The sequence below is a fragment of the Cryptosporangium phraense genome, assembly GCF_006912135.1.
GTDB lineage: Bacteria > Actinomycetota > Actinomycetes > Mycobacteriales > Cryptosporangiaceae > Cryptosporangium > Cryptosporangium phraense.
The window spans coordinates 308,491-327,110 of sequence record NZ_VIRS01000001.1 but is presented as its reverse complement, the minus strand read 5'-3'; the positions used below and the strand labels follow the sequence as shown (position 1 = coordinate 327,110).

Here is an 18,620-nt window from a genome sequence, read left to right as displayed (position 1 = left end):
TTTCTCGTCGGGCGTCCCCGTCTCGTCGGGCGTCCCCGCCGGTCCTAGCGGTCGAACTCGCCGGCCTTGCACCCGTCGAGGAACGCGGACCAGGCCGGGCGGGTGAACGCGAGCACGTGGCCGCGTCCGTCGTCCTTGGTGTCTCTGACGCCGATCGCCGCTCTCGCGGTGCCGACCTCCACGCAATTGCCGTTCGTGCCGCTGCGCACGGATTTCCGCCAGCGAGCCCGGCGCACGTCCAGATCAGGGCTTAGATGGGTCATCCCTCTCCTCCTCGGGTGTTACGGGTTCCTTCATCGCACCGGCGATCATCTCCGCTGACGCCTCCGGGCTCAGTGCCTGACTGAGCAAATGGTCGGCAACAGATCGATACCGGTCCGTCTCCTCTTTTGTCTCCATGTACAGGGCGTTCGCCGGGTTCTCGCCATAGGCGATCTCCCCGGGCACCTCCCCGAGATGGTCGAACGACAAAAGGACGAAGGGGCCGGTCGCCGCGGCTGCGTGCGGTCCGGCCGAGAATGGGATGACCTGGATCGTGACGTTCGGCCTTTCGGCCATCTCGAGCAGGTGCGCCAGCTGTGCGCGCATCGCGTCCGCGTCGGCGATCGGGCGACGGATGACCGCCTCGTCGAGAATGGCCAGCAGCTCCGCCGGGCGGTCCCGGCGCAGCACCTTCTGACGCTCCATGCGTAACTGCACCCGCTCCTGGACGTCCGCCTCGTTCAGTTCGGCGGCCGGCGCCCCGGCGAGGATGACTTCGCGGGCGTACCCCTCGGTCTGCAGCAGACCGGGTACCACTGTGGACTCGAACGTCACGACGCGGTGGGCGTCCCGTTCGAGGTCGAGGAACATGCCGAACTGGTAGGTCGCGAACCACGACAGCCGCTGGGTGACGTTCCGGCTGCCGGCGTCCTGGGCCAGCCGCACCAGCTGGTTCTTCGTGTCCTCGTCGACGCCGTAGACCTCGCACAGCCCGCGGATCTCGTGCGCCCGCAGCTTGCGCTTCCCGCCGGCCAGCCAGCGCGCCACCGTCGAACCGTCGACGCCCACCTCGGCGCCGATCAGGTCGGTGGAGCGCCCGTCGGCCTTGTGGAGGCGCTGCAGCGTCGAGAGGAGCATGCGCCGAGCAAGCGTGGGGCTGACCTCGTCCACGACGGAAGTCCCTTCGTCCGGCGACCCACACAGCAATTCGGCGTCCTGGTGCAGTCTTGCATTTTGGGTCTGTTTATTGAGTGCGAGAACTGGTATTGCGTTGGGGCAGTTTGTAGCTTGCCCATTCTGCGATTGCAGTTCATTCTCAGGAAACGGGCCTGCCGCGCGATCACCCGAACGGTGTGTCACAAGTGGAGGTCCGGACGGACGGGAGCGATCAGCATGGCGGGACGACGGGGCGAACCGGCCGAGCGCGCGTCGTGGATCAGCGAGACGACCGGTGGATGGCACCGGAGCTACGTGAGCGACGACGTCGAAACGGCCCGGCTACTGGTCGCCGAGCACGTCGTGGACCCGGAGAACCCGGCGTACTGCGGCTCGGCCACCCACGTCTATCCGGTGGAGTGGGCGTGCTACCGGCGCAGCTGGGCTGAACTGGTGTTGCTGGCCGAGGCGCGCGGCGAGATCGAGCGCGAATCCGCGTAGGACGGCGGGCCGTGCAGCAGCGCGGTCGCGACCAGGTGCGGCCACACGGCCGCGGCCAGCTCGTCCGACGTCGTCCGGTCGTCGTCGTGCAGCCAGTCGACGATCACCGCGAGGATCGCGCCGGCGATCAGGCCGTCGGTGTGGTCGTCGGCGAGGCGCTCGTCGGCGAGCTGCAGGTTCGCCCTGGTCGAGGCCCGCAGGCGGTGCAGCAGGTGGTTGATCACCCGGGCGCTGCCGTCCGGCCCGAGCAGCGAGCGGTAGAGAGCCGCGTGCCTGGCGACGTGGCTGAACAGCGGGACCAGCGGGTTGTCGGCCGGGACGGGCTCGTCGGCCAGGCGCCGGTCGGCGAACGGCAGGCTCGTCACCAGTTCGTCGAACAGGCCGGTGCAGGCCGACGCGGCCAGGTCGTGGACGTCGGTGTAGTGCTCGTAGAACGTGGAGCGGTTGACCTCGGCCCGGCGGGTGAGGTCGGAGACGGAGATCTGGGCGAGGTCGCTGCCGGCGATGAGCTCCAGCAGCGCACTCTCCAGCGCCGACCGTGACCGGCGGGCTCGGGGATCGCTGGACGCCACGGCGCCGATGCTACGCGAGCACGCTCACCCGCCGGCCACGGCCAGGACGCCCTACCTGCCCAGTGAGCCGCACCCGGACTCGTCCGGCAGGAGCGGGCGGAACGTGAGCGACCACTGGCGGCCGCCGGACGTCCACGGGGTCTCGGTGTTGGCCTCGGCGGCGTCGGCCAGAACGCGGTCGGCCACCGCGCCGGTCGCGGTGAGGCAGTGCAGGTCGGCCGGGCCGACCACCGGGCCGGGGAGCGGCGCGCCGCGCCAGGCGCGAGCCGGCTGCGGACGGCCCTCGCCGCCGGGGGTGTAGGCGCGGACGATCGTCGCGACCGCGTCCGGCCGGTACGGCCGGTCCTCGCCGGTGCCGCGGACGTCGGTGAGCGTGCTGAAGAGCGTCCGCATCCGGGCGCGCGCGGCGCGCTGGGCCGCGGCCAGCTGCCGGTCCCACTCGTCGTTCGTCCCCAGCGCGTACACCTCCGACGTGGACCGCTTCCCGCCGTCGACCAGCGTGAACCGCGTGGTCGGGACGTCCGCGACGCCCGGGGTCCCGTAGTCGAACGGCTTGCCGACGCCGGCCTGGCGGGCACTGGCGACGAGACGGTCGATCGACGCCCGGCTGATCGTGCGGACCAGCACGTTCGGCAGCGCCGGGCCGGGATAGATCGTGATCTGGGGGCCCTCGGTGATCACCCGGCCGTCCGCGTAGACGCTGACGGTGGGGAGCCGGCTGTACGTGAACTGCGGCGGGACGAACCCACCGGTGTACTCGGCCCGGAGCACCAGGTCGTCCGACGGGACCTCCGGGCCGGCCGAGGCCTCGACCTCGGCGGTCGCCGGGGCGCCGCAGCCGGCCGCGAGGAGCGCCAGGCCGAGAAGTGCTGTCCGAATAATCCGCATTGTGCCCATGGTGATAGGACGCTAGCGCGAACCGATCGGTTCCACGAATTTCAACACAGCAGCAGCGCGGCGGCCGACGCGCCGCACCCGGCCGCACCGCACCCGGCCGCGACCGTCCAGGCCCAGCGCCGCCACCACCGGGCCCGCCCGGCCAGCCGGGCCGGCAGCGCGTCGGCCACGCCCGGCAACGCGACGCCCAGCCAGACCGCGATCGCGGCCATGAACACGGCGGCAGTGATCCAGGGAGCCATCCGAACCTCCAAGGATGTGAGCCCGATCGCCGCGACTCGATCAGGCCCACACCCCGTCTCAGAGCAGTACAGCCGACACGAGATAGGCGTTCAGCCCGACGATCAGGCCGCCGACCGCGTAGCCGGCGTACCGCGTCGCCCGGCGGTTCACCAGGTCACCCATCAACCGCCGGTCCCCGGTGAACCCCAGCAGCGGGAAGATCGCGAACGGAACCCCGAACGACAGCGCCACCTGGCTCAGCACCAGCGCGCTCGTCGGATCCACGCCGAGCAGCAGGATCACCAGCGCGGGCAGCACCGACACGGACCGGCGCAGCCAGAGCGGGATCGACCGCCGGATGAACCCCTGCATGACGACCTGCCCGCTGTAGACGCCCACCGCCGAGGCGGCCAGCGACGACACCAGCAGCGCGGTCGCGAACACCGCCGCGGTCGCGCCCCCGTAGCCCGCGTACGCCTCCTCCAGCGAAGACGCCGACGACAGCGACGTCGCACCGAGCAGGATGGCCACGTTCACCGACCCGGCGATCGCCAGCGCGAGCACCACGTCGACCAGCGTCGCCCGCACCGCGACCTTCCGCGCCCGGGACCCGCGGGCCCGCAGGGACTGGGTCAGCGCCGAGTGCAGGTAGATCGCGTGCGGCATCACGGTCGCGCCGACGATCCCGACCGACAGCAGCACGCTGTCGGTCCCGGCGAACCGGGGCACCAGCCCGCCGACCGCCTCGGCCGGCGAGACCCCGGCCCGCAGCGTCTGGTAGGCGAACGCGGCCACCAGCACCCCGAGCAGCGACGCGATGACCGCCTCGAACGGACGCCGTCCCCGCTGCTGGGCGGCCAGGATCACCAGCATCCCGGCCACGGTGAGCACCGCACCGACGGTCGGCGGCACCCCGAACAGCAGGTTCAGGGCGACCGCTCCGCCGACCACCTCGGCCAGGTCGGTCATGATCACGACGAACTCGGCCTGCAGCCAGAGCGCCACCGACACCGGCTTCGGGTACCGCTCCCGGCACGCCTCGGCCAGGCTGAGCCCGGTCGCGATGCCCAGCTTGCCGGAGAGGTACTGGACGAGCATCGCGGCCAGGTTCGCGACGACGATCACCCAGAGCAGCGTGAACCCGTACGAGGCCCCGGCGGTGACGTTCGTGGCCAGGTTGCCCGGGTCGACGTACGCCACCGCCGCGACGAACGCGGGGCCGAGGTAACGCACCACCGTCCGCGAAGGCCCGTTCGCGACCCGCACCGGCCCGGGGCCCCGCACCGCCAGGACCAGAGGCCCCGGCTCCCGGCGCATGAACATCAGTAGATGTTCGAGGGCCGCACCATGCCCTCGGCCAGGTCACCGAAGCCCGGCGCGACGATCGCCCCCGGGTTCTGGACGATCTCCTCGACGACCAGCGTCTCGGTCGTCAGCAGCAGGGCCGCGATCGAGGCCGCGCTCTGCAGCGCCGACCGGGTCACCTTCAGCGGGTCGATGACCCCGTCCGCGACCAGGTCGCCGTACTCGCCGGTCAGCGCGTTGAACCCCTGCCCCGGGTCCAGGGAGGACACCCGCGCGACGACCTCCTCCCCGGAGTACCCGGCGTTGATCGCGATCCACCGCAGTGGCTCGGCCAGCGCCCGGAGCACCAGGTCGCGGCCCAGGGCCGCGTCCCCGCTCAGGTCCAGCGACCCGATCGACCGGCCCGCGTGCACGAGCGCCACGCCGCCTCCGGCGACGACGCCCTCCTCGATGGCGGCCCGGGTCGCCGAGAGCGAGTCCTCCACCCGGTGCTGCAGCTCCTTCAGTTCGACGCCGGTGGCGGCGCCGACGTGGATCACCGCGACGCTGCCCGAGAGGCGGGCGATGCGCAGCTGGAGGTGGTCCTGGTCGTGTTCGTTGTCGGTGCGCTCGAGCTCGCTCTTGATCTGCTCGATCCGCGCCGACACCTGGCCCTCGTCCCCGGCGCCGCCGACGATCGTCGTCGACGACTCGGTGATCGTGATCCGGTCGCAGGTGCCGAGCTGGTCGAGGCGCAGCGACGCGAGGTCCTGCCCGGCGTCGCCGGTGACGACCGCGCCGCCGGTGATCGCGGCCAGGTCCTCCAGCTCGGCCAGCCGCCGGTGCCCGAACCCGGGCGAGCGGACGACCGCGCTGCGGAACGTGTCGTGGACGTTGTTGGCGACCAGCATGCCCAGCGCCGGCCCGTCGACGGTCTCGGCGAAGATCACCAGCGGGCGCTGGGCCCTGGTGACCTGCTCGAGAATGGGCATCAGCGTCTGGATCTGGGTGATCCGCTCGTTGGTGAGCAGGATGTACGGCCGCTCGAACACGGTCTCCATCCGCTGCTTGTCGGTGGCCATGTACGGCGAGATGAACCCGTGGTCGAGCTCCACGCCGTCCACGAAGTCGACGTCCAGGCCGAACGTCGCCGACTCGTCGACCGTCACCACGCCGCCGGGGCCGACCCGGTGCATCGCGCGAGCGATGATCTCGCCGATCTCCGGGTCGTTGTTCGCCGCCAGCGTGGCGACGTGGGCGAGCTCCTGCACGCTCGAGATCTCGACCGCCGAGGAGCGCAGCGCCGAGACGAGCGCCGCCACCGTCTTCTGGATGCCGGTCTTGAGGAACATCGGGTTCGCCCCGGCCTCGACCGCCTTCAGCCCTTCCCGGACCAGCGCCTGGGCCAGCACGGTGGCGGTCGTGGTGCCGTCGCCGGCGACCCCGTTCGTCTTCATCGCGACTTCCTTGACCAGCTGCGCGCCCATGTTCGCGAACGGGTCGCGGAGCTGGATCTCCCGGGCGATCGTCACGCCGTCGTTGGTGATCGTGGGCGGTCCGGTGAGCTTCTCGATCACCGCGTTCCGGCCCTTCGGGCCGAGCGTCACCTTCACCGCGTCGGCGAGGGCGTTGACTCCGGCTTCGAGCAGTACCCGGGCGTCCTTCGAGAACCGCAGGTCCTTGGCCATTTCCAAACCAACCTTTCAGGGGACGAGAATGGCGCGGCCGCGGACCTCGCCTTTATCCAGGTCGTCGAGGGCGTCGGAGTACGAGGACAGCGGGTACCGGCGGGTGTGCAGCGTGACCGCCCCGGCGGCGGCCAGCACCATCAGCTCGGCCAGGTCGGTGTACGAGCCGACCAGGTTGCCGACGAAGTTCACCTCGGTCGAGATCACGTCGATCATCGGGACGCGCAGCTCGCCGCCGTACCCGATCACGTAGTAGTTGCCGGCCCGGCGCAGCATGCCGAGGCCGGCCTCGACCGCACCGCCCTCGCCGACGAAGTCCAGCACCGCCTCGGCGCCGTGCCCGTCGGTCAGGTCGCGGACGGCGTCCACCTCGCTGCCGTCGGACGCGACGATGTGCTGGGCGCCGAGCTGTTCGGCCAGGCCGAGCGCCTCCCAGGACCGGTCGACGACGATCAGCTCGGCCGGCGTGAGCGCGCGCAGCACCTGGATGCCGATGTGCCCGAGCCCGCCGGCGCCGATGATCACGGCCTTGTGCCCCGGGCGGAGCGCGGCCGCGGCCTTGCGAGCGGCGTGGTACGCGGTCAGGCCCGCGTCGGCCAGCGCGGCGACGTCCGCGGGCTGCAAGGAGTGGTCGAGTTTCACGACGGCGCGGGCGTTGGTCTTGAGCAGGTCGGCGTAGCCGCCGTCGCTGTCGATGCCCGGGAACCGGGAGTTCTCGCAGTGGACGTCGTCACCGAGGCGGCAGGCCGGGCAGAGGCCGCAGGTCGCGAGCGGGTGCAGGATCACCGGGTCGCCGACGGACACGTTCGTGACCGCGGGACCGACCGCGTGGACCCAGCCGGCGTTCTCGTGGCCGAGCGTGTAGGGGAGGGTCACCCCGGACTTCTGCTGCCACTGGCCCTCGATGACGTGCAGGTCGGTGCGGCAGACCCCGGCGCCACCGATCCGGACGACGACGTCCAGGGGGCCGGTGATCGTGGGTTCGGGTACCTCGGTCAGGACGGGTGAGGTGTCGTACCGGGACAGTTGCACGGCTCTCATTGGCGTGCTCCCCTCGGTGGTCGCGGTAAGGGGCGGCCCGGCCGCCGGGCGGCCGGGCCGGAACGAGTCAGTTCACCGGCGCGAGGTCGAAGTCGATGTACTCGGCCGCGTCCTCGGGGTTGGCGAACAGCATCGTCTTGTCGTCGAGGTGGACCATGCGCCCGTAGTGGGTCGACATGATCTCCTCGAAGTCCGACTGGTCGAACTCGAAGCCGATCGCGTCGCTGATCTCGTCGTAGTCGAACGTCAGCACCCGTTCGCCGTCGACGCGGATCATCGACGGGAACTCTTCGACCGTGACGCCGTCCTTGGTGCGCATGACGTCGGCGACCACGTAGCCGTTCTGGTTGTTCATCAGCGTGACGCCGGCCATGTTGGACGTCGTCCGGTTGACGGCGAATTTCGACGGGGCGGTCACTGGGTCAGCTCCTTCGGCTCGTCCAGCCCGAGTTCATCGAGCACATTCCGGAACGACTCGGTCGACGCGTGCCAGGAGTCGGCGAACGTGACCGGCTTCTCCGGGATCTGCGACCAGATCGGCTGCAGGTCGTGCGCGGCCCGGACGCTGACCGGCACCCAGGCCGAGAGCCAGCCGTTCAGCACGGCCTTGTTGTCGGTGCCGTGAGTCTCGTCGCCGGTGAGCATCTTGAACAGGGCCCGGGTGTAGCGCAGGTCGCGGTCGTAGTCGTTCTCGCCCGCGCCGACCAGCGTCGGCGTCACGTAGTCGCCGTTGCGGGCGGCGACCTGCATCACCAGGTGGCTCCGGAACAGCGCGCCGACCAGCTGCTCGTAGACGATGTTCGCGGCGAACAGCGACTCGGCCCAGTCGCGGATCGCGGTCAGCCGCTCGACGTTCTCGCGCACCGGCTGCCAGACCGGCTCGCTCTGCCAGACCGCCTTGTGGGCCTTGCCGTCGAACGGGAGGCTCGACTCCGACAGGTCGAGGTTGTAGAGCGCCAGATCCTGGGCGAACCGCAGTTTGTGCGCGCTGTTCACCGCGATCGCGTTGTTGATCATGTTCGTCGGCGCCGAGCGCTGCTCGGACAGGAACACGTGCATGCCGAGCCCGTGCTCGGCGTGCATCCAGGCGCCGAGGTGCCGCTCGATGAAGTGCGTCCAGCCCGGTGACCAGGCCTGGTAGGCGCCGGCCTTCTTGGCGTTCTCCAGATTCAGCGAGATCTGCCGGACGATGTTGCTGTTGTTGCGGTAGATCGTCTGTTCCCATTCCTCGTTCGGGTCGAGGAACTGGTGCCAGTCGGACGACTTCAGCGCGGTCCACTCCTGCGGGTAGCCGCCCGGGCCGTCCGCGAAGCCGTAGATCCAGCCCTGGGTGAGGTGCCGCTCCGGGTCGGGCTGGACGTCCATCGTGACGTCCTCGTAGACCGTGGCCCGCAGCTTGCGGGGGGTGAAGTAGTTGTAGGCCCGGCTCGTCGAACCGGGAAACGTCAGGAGGCCGGCCTCCGCGCCGGTGAACTCCGGCTTCGGGAACGTGCGTTGAGTCATCGGTGTCCTCATTCGCTTGCCGCAGTGAGCGTGAACTTGTCGTAAAAGACCTGCTCGGCGGGGACCGACCGGCTCTCCAGCAGGGCCAGGCCGGCGTCGATCATGGGTGGGGGACCGCACAGGTAGACGTCCGAGTCGTCGAGGTCGGGCTCGCGCTGGTCGAGCACCGCGGTGACCAGCCCGGTCTCGCCGTCCCAGCCGTCGGGCCAGGAGTCGGAGAGACAGGGGACGAAGCGGAAGCCGGGCAGCTTTTCGCCGATTTCCGCGAGCTCGGACGCGCAGATCAGGTCGGCCGCCGTCCGGGCTCCGTAGTAGAAGACCGCCTCGCGCTCGGTGCGGCTCTCCACCATCTGACGCAGCAACGCCAGGATCGGCGCCATCCCCGCCCCGCCGCCGACGAACACCAGCCGCCGGTCGGAGCTGACCCGCAGCGTGAACGTCCCGTACGGGCCGGTCGCGGTGAGCGGGTCGCCTTCCGAGATCTCGTTCTCCAGCAGCCCGGAGAACCGGCCGCCCGGGTACCGCTTGATGAGGAACTCCAGGTAGCCGTCGGCCGCGCTGGTGTTCGCCATCGAGAACGAGCGGTGGTCCTCGCTGCCGGGGATCCGGAGGTCGACGTACTGCCCGGGGTGGAACCGGAAGGTTGAGCTTTCGCCCAGCTTCAGACGCAGCCGGGTGATGTCGGGGGAAACGTCGTCCAGCGCCTCGACCGTCGTCTCGAACGTCACCAGCGGGAGACCCGACCGGATCATGTCCTCGTCGTAGTTGAGCAGTTCGACCTCGAGGTCGCTGTACGCCCGGGCCCGGCAGAGCAGGACGTAACCCTCCTCGCTCTCGTAGTCGGCCAGCGCGAACGTCGAGTAGCGCTCCATCTGGAGGTCGCCGTCGAGGAGGAAGGACTTGCAGGCCGAGCACTGCCCTTCCTTGCAGCCGTGCATCAGCATCACGCCCTGGCGGAACGCGGCGTTGAGCACGGTCTCGTCCTCGTCGACGTCGATCTCGACGCCTACGGGTTCGAAGCGGACCTTGTGGTTCTTTCCCATGGGATCCCCTCGGATCGCGGCGCGGCCCGGCCCGGGCCGCGCCGCGATCGGCTCAGGCCGGAGTGACGTTCGGGTTCGCGCGGTACGCGGCCACGTGGGCCTCGCGCTCGGCGTCCGACATCTCGTTCAGCGCGATGTTCGGGCTCCCGAACTGGATGCCCCGGACGTCGTCGAGCGTCCACAGCTTCTTCGGGTCGTCGAGGTCGAGGTGCGGCTGCGGGACGAGCGTCTTCCCGTCGTCGCGGACGTACCCGAGGTCGCTGATGACGTCGGCCAGGTCCCAGCCGTGGTACAGCGTCTCCCACTCGCGCTTACCGGTGAGCCGGCCCATGTTCGGCGTCGGGCGGCCCTGGTACTCGGGGCGGAACGCTTCCTTGTCGGTCCAGGCGCACGTCTCCGAGCAGTACGTCCGCCACTGGCCGTCGACCTTGTCGACCACCATGTCCTCGCGGATGAGGCACGGCACCATGCACGACCAGCAGCGGTGCGGGTACTCGTAGCCGACGTCCTCGAACGCGATCGGCTTGTTCTTCCCCGGGTGACGCAGCCGGTTGTACGCCTCCCACCACTTGCCGAACTGGTTGTACCAACCCGGGTACTTCTCCTCGAACCACTCGAAGTCCTGGTCGGTCATCGGGTCGATCCGCCAGTAGTTCACCGGCCACCCGGTGGCGAAGAACTGCGCCACGCGGTGGACGTAGAAGTCGTCGTAGATCCGGCTCCACGCCTCTTCGACCAGGTCGTGCGGGATGACCAGCCCGTACTTCTCCAGCGGCAGCAGGTAGCTGCGGTAGTAGTCGTCGTAGATCCAGCGGCGCCACATCTCGGCGTAGCTGTCCCGGTCCTTCCGGCGGTCCTTGCTGCCGTACTCGATGAACGTGCCGATCGCCGCGTCCACCACGCAGTGGTTGTTCCACCAGGCGTAGCGCAGGTCGCGCTCGAGCAGCGGCCGGTTGCGCTCGTCGGCCAGCGCCATCAGCAGGATCGAGTACCCGTTGCTGATGTGCCGGGACTCGTCCGACTGGACCGAGTGGAAGACCGTCGGCAGCAGGTAGTCGCCGTTGGCGGCGGCCTCCGACGGCATGGCGACGAACAGCGTGTTCGTGAACGCGGTCTCGGCGACCACGGTCAGGTAGATGTTCGCCGCGGTGATCGCGTCACCGGTGATGAACCCCTCGCCGAACTGACGGCCGATCGTCCCGCAGTAGGAGTTCGAGAACGCCTTCTCCGAGATGTCGAACCCGGCCGGGTCGATGTAGTGGTTCATGTACAGGCGCTTGAGGTTCATCTGGATCGTCGAGTGCCGGACCTCGTCGATCATCTGCACCGCGAGCCCGTTGTGGACCTCGGGGTTGGGGACGGCGTCGATCGCCATCGGCATCGCCCGGGCGGCGGAGATCTCCGGGAACGGGATGATCGAGAGGAACAGCTTCTGCCATTCCATCCACCGTTCCTGGACCTGCCGGAACATGTTGCCGCGGATCGCGCCGTCCATGGCGCCGAAGACGCGGTTGTCCTTCTCCTCCTCCATCGGGAAGTAGGACCGCAGGATCTGCTTCAGCGGGTCCTTCTTCGGGGCCTTCTCGAACGTGTAGTCGGTCCCGAACCGCTTCGCCGGGGTGGCGAACGTGGGTTCCCACGACAGTTCGGTGATCTTGCGGTGGGCCTTGCTCAGGCTCTGTCGGCTCATGCGGTGAGCTCCCTCGGACGGATGACGGTCTCCGAGCGGCGTCGCAGTCGGCCCTCCGTCTTGCCCGGGGAGGCCGCCGTTCCGGATGCCAGAGATTCCAACCCCGAAATGCGGTGACGCAGGTCTCAACTTGAGACGGCTCGCCCGGGCCGGTTCGCCTACGCTCGTTCACATCGGCGACACATTCGTGACGGCGGGGAGGCGAGTTCAACGATGAAGCACGCCTTCAGCGGACCAGTGACCCCCGCGAGCCCCGGACTCGGGGCGGCCCGGGAGCGGTTCTGGGCGGCCGCTGGAGCCGCGCGAGAAGTCCGCGACACGATCGCCGCGTCCTGGACGCGTTCCCGCCGGTGGGAGATCCCGCCGGACGGCGTCGCGCCCACGTACACGGCCGAGCCCGACCTCGAGACCCCGCTGGCCCGCGCGGCCGGCGTCGTCCTGCCGTCGGTGCAGGAGAGCCTGAACGGCAGCCCGGTCAGCCTGATCCTCACCGACCGCGACGGCGTCGTCCTCGACCGTCGGTCGGACGACAGCGGTCTGGTCCGCTACCTCGACCGGGTGCAGCTCGCGCCCGGCTTCAGCTACGCCGAGCAGGACGTCGGCACCAACGGCATCGGCACCGCGCTGGAGAGCGGCCAGCCGACCGAGGTCTGGGGCCAGGAGCACTACACCGGGGTGCTCGACACGCTCGGCTGCGCCGGGGTCCCGGTGCGCCACCCGGTCAGCGGGCAGACCGTCGGGCTGCTGGACATGACCTGCTGGAGCTCCGACGCCGGGCCGCTGCTGCTGGCGATGGCCAAGAGCACCGCGTCGCTGATCGAGCAGGAGCTGCTGCGCGACAGCGGACGGCGGGAGCTCGACCTGTTCGGCGAGTACCTGCGGGCCTGCCGGCGCAGCACGGCGATCGTGCTCGCGGTCAACGCCGACGTCGTCATGCTCAACGACAACGCCCGGCACCTGCTCACGCCGGAAGACCAGGCGATGCTGATCGCGGTCACCGGCGAGGCGGCCGAGCGCGGCAAGCAGACGTCGATGATCGTCGAGTTACCCAGCGGCGGCCGGGCCCGGCTGCTCTGCTCGCCGATCGTCAGCGGGGGCGGGCCGGCCGGGGGCGTCGCCCGGGTCCGGCTGGAGCGCGGGGTCGAACAGCCGCTCGGCGGGCGGAACGCGCTGGCCCATCCGCTGCCCGGCGTCGTCGGCAGTGGTGGTCTGTGGGTCCTGGCCTGCGAGGAGATTCGGAACCACTACCTGCACCGGGAGTGGGTGACGATCGGCGGCGAAGCCGGCGTGGGCAAGTTCGCGGTGGCCTCCGCGCTGCACCGGCTGTACCACCCGACCCGGCCGTTCCGCGTCGTCGACCTGGCCCAGCCCTACGGCGAGGACGAGCTGCTCTCGGTGGTGCGGGCCGAGCTGGAGCAGCTCGACGGCACGCTGGTGCTGCGCCACGTGCACGCGGTCCGGGGCACCCGGCGGGACGCGCTGGCGAACCTGCTGCACCAGTACCGCGCCCGGCGCGGCGACGGCTGGGTGGTCGCGACCGGCGCCGGTTCTCTCGGCCGGGACGCGCTGCTCAGCTGCTTCCCGGCGTCGGTCGAACTGCCGCCGCTGCGCCACCACGCCGACGACATCGCGCAGATCGTCCCGGTGCTGCTGGCCCGTCTGGCGACGGGCCGCGACCTGACCGTCTCCGGTCAGGCCATGCAACTGCTCATGCGGACGCCCTGGCCGGGCAACGTCGCTGAGCTCACCGACACGTTGCGGACGGTCGTCCAGCACCGCCGCTCGGGGGTGATCGAGGCGGCCGACCTGCCGGCGAACTGTCACACGATCTCCGGCCGCCTGCTCAACCCGCTGGAGTCGATGGAGCGGGACGCGGTGGTCGCCGCGCTCCGGGCGTTCGGAGGCAACCGCAGCAAGGCGGCCGCGTCGCTGAGCATGTCGAGGGCGACGATCTACCGGAAGATCCAGCAGTACCGCATCGACGTACCGTCCTGAAGCCGGTCGCTGACCGGGTGCCGGGCGCACGGTCTAATCTGGCCGACGTGAGCGTGGAGCTGGCCCTGCTGACGCGGGTCGCCTTCCGGGACCGGGAGGTCTCCGGGCCGCGCGTGCGCGAGCTGCTCGCCGTGCTGGCCGGCGAGCTCCGGGCCGGGTGCAGCGCCGGACGGCTGATCGAGGAGCTCTGGCCCGAGGGCCCGCCCGAGCACCCGGCCAAGGCCCTGCAGGCCCTGGTCTTCCGGGCCCGGGCCCAGGTCGGTGCCGACGTGCTGGTCAGCACCCCTCGCGGGTACCGGTTGGCGCTGGACGACGACCAGGTGGACGTGACCGCCGCGCGCTCTGCGGCCGCGCGCGCCGCACGGGAGGGCAACCCGGCCGCCGCCCTGGCGGAGGCGGAAGCGGGTCTAGCGCTGTGGAGCGCCCCGCGCGGCGGCGCGCCCGGCGCGGGCGGGTCTGCTGGCGCGGGCGGCTCGGCCGGGTCGGGCCCCGCGGCCGGCTCGGGCGGTGCAGCCGGCTCGGCCGGCCCGGCTGCGGCGGGCGCCGCCGGCGGGTGGGTACCACCCGAGCGCGCGGACGCGGAGGGTGCGCTCGGGACACTGCGGGCGGCGGTCGCGCCGGCCTACCGGACGCTCGTGCGGGCCCGGGCCCTCGCGCTCGCCCGCCTGGGACGCTTCGCCGAGGCCGAGCCGGTGCTGGCCGCGCTGGCCCGGGAGCAGCCGCGCGACGAGGAGGTGCTGGCCGAGCTGCTGCGCTGCGAGGCGGCCGTGCGCGGGCCGGCCGCGGCCCTGGCCCGGTACGAGGCCTACCGGCGCCGGCTGCGTGACTCGCTGGGCGCCGACCCCGGCCCGGCACTGCGTGAAGTCCAGGCCGAGCTGCTCGGCCCGGAGACCGCGACGACCAGGCGGGGCGTCCCGCACGACCCGAACGCGCTCCTGGGCCGGGAGCACGACGTCGAGGCGGTCACCGCGCTGATCGGGACGTCCCGGGTCACGTCGATCATCGGGCCGGGCGGGCTCGGCAAGACCCGGCTGGCCCAGACCGTCGCCCGCACCGCCCCGCAGCGCTCGGTGGTCTTCGTCCCGCTGGCCGGCCTCACCACCGACGCCGAGGTCGTCGGCGAGGTCGCGTCGGCGCTGGGCCTGGGCGAGGCCGGGCCCGCCGACCTCGTCGCCGCCCTCGGGTCCACGTCGGCGCTGCTCGTCCTCGACAACTGCGAGCACGTGATCGCCGGCGCCGCCGACCTGGTCGCGTCGCTGCTCGCCCGCAGCGCCGACGTCTGCGTGCTCACCACCAGCCGCACCCCGCTCGGCCTCTCGGCCGAGAGCGTCTACCTGCTGCCCGAGCTCACGCCGACGACGTGCGCCGCGCTGTTCCGGGCCCGGGCCCTGGCCGTCCGCCCCGGTGCCGACCTGCCGGACGAGGCCGTCGACGAGGTCTGCCGCCATCTCGACGGGCTCCCGCTCGCGGTCGAGCTGGCCGCGGCCCGGATCCGGGTGCTGTCGGTGGCCGAGATCGCCCGCCGCCTCGACACCCGCCTCGGCCTGCGCAGTGGCTCCCGCGACACCCCGGAACGCCACCGGACGCTGGCCGCGGTCATCGACTGGAGCTGGCACCTGCTCGAACCGGCCGGCCAGTCGGCGATGCGGATGCTCTCGGTCTTCCCCGACGGGTTCACCGCCGACGCCGCCGCGCTCGTCCTCGACGTCGACGACGCGCTGCCGGTGCTCGAGCACCTGGTCGACCAGTCGCTGCTCAAGGTGTCGGACGCGGCGGCCGGGGTCCGGTTCCGGATGCTCGAGACCGTCCGCGAGTTCTCCGCGCTGCGCTGCGAGGAGGCCGGCGAGACCGGCGCCGCCGTCGATCGGTTCCTGGCCTGGGCGCGAGCCGTGTGCCTGGAAACCTACGGGGAGGTGTTCGGGCCCGGCTTCGTCGAGTTCGTGGAGCGGGTCCGGGCCGACTCCGACAACCTCGTCGCCGCGCTCCGGCTGGCCATCGAGCGCCACGACGGGGAGACGGTGGCGCTGTGCGTCGCGTCGCTCGGGGGCCTGTGGACGATCGAGTCGAACCTGTCCCGGATGGCCTGGCTGAACCGGGAGCCGGCCTGGGTACTCTCGCACTTCCGGCCCGCGCCGCCGCTGGTCGAGGCGGTGCGCACCGGCGCGCTGATCACGACGCTGGCCGCGTTCATCCTGGAGGGGGCCCGGGTCCCGCGTTCGCTCGCGGTGCTGCGCCGGCTGCCGCCGTCCCCGACGTCGGACACGCTGGTCGGCGCGGCCGACGCGGTGCTGCGGGCCCCGGACTTCGACGCGATCCGGGCGCTCGGCGAGTCCGACGTGCCGATGGTCGCGGCGGTCGCGCTGAGCACGGTCAGCTACGCGGCCGAGGCGACCGGCGACCTCGACGCGTCGCTGGACGCCGCCCGGCGCGCCCTCGACGTGCTGGGGAACCGCGGGAACCGCTGGCTCCGGATGGCCGTCCACTCGCGGGTCGGGGAGCTGGCGCTCGCCGACGGGAGCGTCGAGGAGGCCCAGCGGCACATGGCCGCGGTGCTGCCGGTGCTGGAGGACCTCGGGGCCTGGGGGACCGCGGCCCGGGTCCGCTGGTCGATGGTGTTCATCGCGGTACGCACCGGCGCGCTCGACGACGCCGAGCAGTGGCTGGAGGAGCTCACCCGGTCCGAGGCCCGGTCCGACGACGAACTGCAGGCGTTCGACGTCATCATCCGGGCCGAGATCCTGCGCGGACGGGGACGGATCGAGGACGGGCTGCGGCTCTGGCGCGAAGCGGCCGAGCGGCTGCGTCGCACCGAGGCCCAGCAGTTGCCGCGCCAGCGGCCGTGGATCGAGGAAGTACAGGCCGGCGCCGTGATCGCGCACGTGCTCGACGACCGGCTCGACCTGGTCCCGGGCCTGGTCGCCGACCTGCCCCGCCGGTTGCTGCCGATGCTCGCCCGGATCGACGCGATCGCCGGGCTGAACATCGCCGGCGCGCTCCTGCTCGCCCTCGCGCTGGCCGATCTGAAACGGCACGGCGACGCGGCCGTGGAGCCGGCCGCCCGGATGGTCGTGATCGCCGACCGGTTCCGCGTCACCAGTGGGTTCACCACGCCGGCCACCCTGGCGCGGATCCGGGAACTCGTCGGGCCGGCGTACGACTCCGCGGAGGAGTCGTACGCCGGCCTCGATCAGGACGCGCTGATGGCGGAAGCGTCCGCGCTGGTCAGCGCACGGGAACTTTCCGGAAGGCCGACCGCGCCCACAGGTAGCCGACCAGCGTGAGCCCGACGCACCAGCCGACCGCGATCCAGCCGTCGGAGCCGACCGGCGTCCCGAGCAGGAAGCCGCGGATCGCCTCGATGATCGGCGAGAACGGCTGGTTCGCGGCGAACCAGCGGACCCCGCCCGACATCGTGTCGGTCGGCACGAACGCGCTCGACACGAACGGCAGCAGCTGGACCAGCAGCGTGAACCCGGCGGTGCCCTCGGCGGTCGGCGCGGTGAGCCCGGTCGCGACGGCCAGCCAGGTCAGCGCCAGCACGAGCAGCACCAGCACGCCGATCGCGGCGAGCCAGCCGAGCGCACCGGCCTGCGGTCGGAACCCGAGCGCCACCGAGACGCCCAGCACCAGCGCCAGGCTCACCAGCGTCCGGGCCACCGCGGCGACGACGTGCCCGGTGAGCACGGCCGAGCTGGAGATGGCCATCGTCCGGAACCGCAGGATGATGCCCTCGGTCTTGTCCTGGTTGACGCTCATCGTGGTGGACTGGCAACCGTAGGCCACGGTCATCAGCAGCACGCCGGGGACGATGTAGTCGATGTAGTCCTGGCCCGCGGCCAGGCTCTGTCCGAGCGCCCGGAACACGCCGACGAACAGCAACAGCATCAGCACCGGGACGCCCACCGACACGACGACCGTGATCGGGTAGCGCAGGACGTGCGTGAGACTGCGGCGCACCATCGTGGCCGAGTCGCTCAGGGCGTAGGCGCTCATGAGATCGTCTCCTTCTTGTCGGTGGCGTGGCCGGTCAGGGCGAAGAACACGTCGTCCAGATCGGGGGTGTGGACGGAGAGCTCGCTGACCTCGACCGCGTGCTGGTCGAGCCGGTCGAGCAGCGCGCGCAGCGCGGGAACGCTGCCGTCGTTGGCGACGTCGAGCGCGAGCGCGTCCTCGTGGATCGTCGAGCCGGGGAGCGTCGCGGCCGCGGTGGCCAGCTGGTCCCGGTCGGCGAACGTGAGCCGGACGTGGCCGCCCGGGATGCGCCGCTTGAGCTCGTCCGAGGTGCCTTCCGCGACCAGCGTTCCGCGGTCGAGGACCGCGATCCGGTCGGCCAGCTCGTCGGCCTCGTCCAGGTACTGGGTGGTGAGCAGGACCGTGACCCCGTCGGCGACCAGGTGCCGGATGATGTCCCACATCGTGCGCCGGCTGCGCGGGTCGAGCCCGGTCGTCGGCTCGTCGAGGAAGATCAGGCGCGGCTCGCCGACCAGCGTCATCGCCAGGTCGAGCCGTCGGCGCATGCCCCCGGAGTAGGTCGAGACCGGCTTGCGGGCGGCGTCGGTGAGGTCGAACTGCTCGAGCAGCTTCGCCGTGGCGGCGGACCCGCGGGCGCGGCCCAGGTGGTGCAGGTCGGCCATCAGGCGGAGGTTCTCCTCGCCGGTGAGCAGGCCGTCTACCGCGGAGAACTGCCCGGTGACGCCGATCGCGCCGCGGACGCCCGCCGGGTCGGTGGCCAGGTCGTGCCCGGCGATGCGGGCCTCGCCGGCGTCCGGGGTGAGCAGCGTGGACAGGATGTGGACCATCGTGGTCTTGCCCGCGCCGTTGGGGCCCAGCAGCGCGAACGTGGTGCCCTCGGGCACGGTCAGGTCGACGCCGTCGAGGACGACGTGGTCCCCGAACGACTTCCTCAGCCCGGTGGTGACGATCGCCGGCGCGCGTGTCATGACCCTCCTCCTTCTTCTCGGCCGGTGCCGTTCGGCGCCGACAGGAAGGAGAGTGCGGGCCCCCGGTTCCGCGGCGGTTCCGCCGCGGTTCCGGGCGGTTCCGGGCG

The 18,620-nt window shown here is 71.6% G+C and carries 17 protein-coding genes; 3 read left to right on the top strand and 14 right to left on the bottom strand.

The window, feature by feature from the left end:
• Nucleotides 1–44: 44 nt before the first annotated feature.
• Both FL583_RS01440 and FL583_RS01435 read right to left on the bottom strand, forming a co-directional pair.
• A complete protein-coding gene (locus tag FL583_RS01440) occupies nt 45–263 on the bottom strand; it encodes a DUF397 domain-containing protein (protein WP_142702578.1) in 219 nt (72 codons plus the stop codon).
• Entirely contained in the window at nt 244–1,152 is a 909-nt protein-coding gene (locus FL583_RS01435) for a helix-turn-helix domain-containing protein (protein ID WP_142702577.1), read from the bottom strand. Before FL583_RS01435 ends, FL583_RS01440 begins: the two co-directional genes overlap by 20 nt.
• 222 nt (nt 1,153–1,374) lie before the next feature.
• Here FL583_RS01435 and FL583_RS01430 point away from each other — a divergent pair, with 222 nt between their 5' ends.
• The gene (locus FL583_RS01430; RefSeq protein WP_142702576.1) at nt 1,375–1,638 is read left to right on the top strand and encodes a hypothetical protein; all 264 of its coding nucleotides are present in this window, start codon (nt 1,375–1,377) and stop codon (nt 1,636–1,638) included.
• Here the strand turns inward: FL583_RS01430 and FL583_RS01425 are convergent.
• The 10 genes from FL583_RS01425 to FL583_RS01380 all read right to left on the bottom strand — a co-directional run bounded on the left by FL583_RS01425 (nt 1,566) and on the right by FL583_RS01380 (nt 11,578).
• Nucleotides 1,566–2,210: a TetR/AcrR family transcriptional regulator gene (locus FL583_RS01425; RefSeq protein WP_205751761.1), complete on the bottom strand. Its 645-nt coding sequence runs from the start codon at nt 2,208–2,210 to the stop codon at nt 1,566–1,568. The two genes, FL583_RS01430 and FL583_RS01425, sit on opposite strands and share 73 nt — an antisense overlap.
• A 51-nt stretch (nt 2,211–2,261) precedes the next feature.
• Nucleotides 2,262–3,098 (bottom strand): hypothetical protein, encoded by an 837-nt coding sequence (locus FL583_RS01420; protein WP_142702575.1) that lies wholly within the window; start codon nt 3,096–3,098, stop codon nt 2,262–2,264.
• A gap of 50 nt (nt 3,099–3,148) precedes the next feature.
• Nucleotides 3,149–3,349 carry a hypothetical protein gene (locus FL583_RS01415; protein ID WP_142702574.1) on the bottom strand — a complete coding sequence of 67 codons (201 nt, stop codon included), beginning with the start codon at nt 3,347–3,349 and terminating at the stop codon, nt 3,149–3,151.
• 58 nt (nt 3,350–3,407) lie between these two features.
• On the bottom strand, nt 3,408–4,652 hold the full coding sequence (locus tag FL583_RS01410; RefSeq protein ID WP_240746542.1) for an Nramp family divalent metal transporter: 1,245 nt from the start codon (nt 4,650–4,652) through the stop codon (nt 3,408–3,410).
• Complete coding sequence (gene groL, locus FL583_RS01405; protein WP_142702573.1) at nt 4,652–6,301, bottom strand: chaperonin GroEL; 1,650 nt, start codon at nt 6,299–6,301, stop codon at nt 4,652–4,654. The genes FL583_RS01410 and groL overlap by 1 nt, the downstream gene beginning before the upstream one ends.
• Nucleotides 6,302–6,316: 15 nt before the next feature.
• A complete protein-coding gene (locus FL583_RS01400; protein WP_142702572.1) occupies nt 6,317–7,342 on the bottom strand; it encodes an NAD(P)-dependent alcohol dehydrogenase in 1,026 nt (341 codons plus the stop codon).
• Nucleotides 7,343–7,409: 67 nt separating this feature from the next.
• On the bottom strand, nt 7,410–7,760 hold the full coding sequence (gene mimD, locus FL583_RS01395; protein WP_205751760.1) for a propane 2-monooxygenase effector subunit MimD: 351 nt from the start codon (nt 7,758–7,760) through the stop codon (nt 7,410–7,412).
• On the bottom strand, nt 7,757–8,845 hold the full coding sequence (locus tag FL583_RS01390; RefSeq protein WP_142702571.1) for an aromatic/alkene monooxygenase hydroxylase subunit beta: 1,089 nt from the start codon (nt 8,843–8,845) through the stop codon (nt 7,757–7,759). The genes mimD and FL583_RS01390 overlap by 4 nt, the downstream gene beginning before the upstream one ends.
• Nucleotides 8,846–8,853: 8 nt before the next feature.
• Entirely contained in the window at nt 8,854–9,888 is a 1,035-nt protein-coding gene (locus FL583_RS01385; protein ID WP_142702570.1) for an FAD-binding oxidoreductase, read from the bottom strand.
• Between the two features lie 52 nt (nt 9,889–9,940).
• Nucleotides 9,941–11,578 carry a ferritin family protein gene (locus FL583_RS01380; RefSeq protein ID WP_142702569.1) on the bottom strand — a complete coding sequence of 546 codons (1,638 nt, stop codon included), beginning with the start codon at nt 11,576–11,578 and terminating at the stop codon, nt 9,941–9,943.
• A 237-nt stretch (nt 11,579–11,815) separates the two neighbouring features.
• On the opposite strand from FL583_RS01380, the gene FL583_RS01375 reads away from it, so the two are divergent.
• Together FL583_RS01375 and FL583_RS01370 are read left to right on the top strand one after the other, a co-directional pair.
• Nucleotides 11,816–13,573: a sigma-54-dependent Fis family transcriptional regulator gene (locus FL583_RS01375; protein ID WP_142702568.1), complete on the top strand. Its 1,758-nt coding sequence runs from the start codon at nt 11,816–11,818 to the stop codon at nt 13,571–13,573.
• A gap of 47 nt (nt 13,574–13,620) precedes the next feature.
• Nucleotides 13,621–16,854 carry an AfsR/SARP family transcriptional regulator gene (locus FL583_RS01370; RefSeq protein WP_142702567.1) on the top strand — a complete coding sequence of 1,078 codons (3,234 nt, stop codon included), beginning with the start codon at nt 13,621–13,623 and terminating at the stop codon, nt 16,852–16,854.
• Here the strand turns inward: FL583_RS01370 and FL583_RS01365 are convergent.
• Nucleotides 16,796–17,566, bottom strand: coding sequence for an ABC transporter permease (locus FL583_RS01365; RefSeq protein ID WP_142702566.1), 771 nt, complete (start codon nt 17,564–17,566; stop codon nt 16,796–16,798). The genes FL583_RS01370 and FL583_RS01365 overlap by 59 nt on opposite strands.
• The gene (locus FL583_RS01360; protein ID WP_142702565.1) at nt 17,563–18,513 is read right to left on the bottom strand and encodes an ATP-binding cassette domain-containing protein; all 951 of its coding nucleotides are present in this window, start codon (nt 18,511–18,513) and stop codon (nt 17,563–17,565) included. The genes FL583_RS01365 and FL583_RS01360 overlap by 4 nt, the downstream gene beginning before the upstream one ends.
• Nucleotides 18,514–18,620 lie beyond the last annotated feature (107 nt).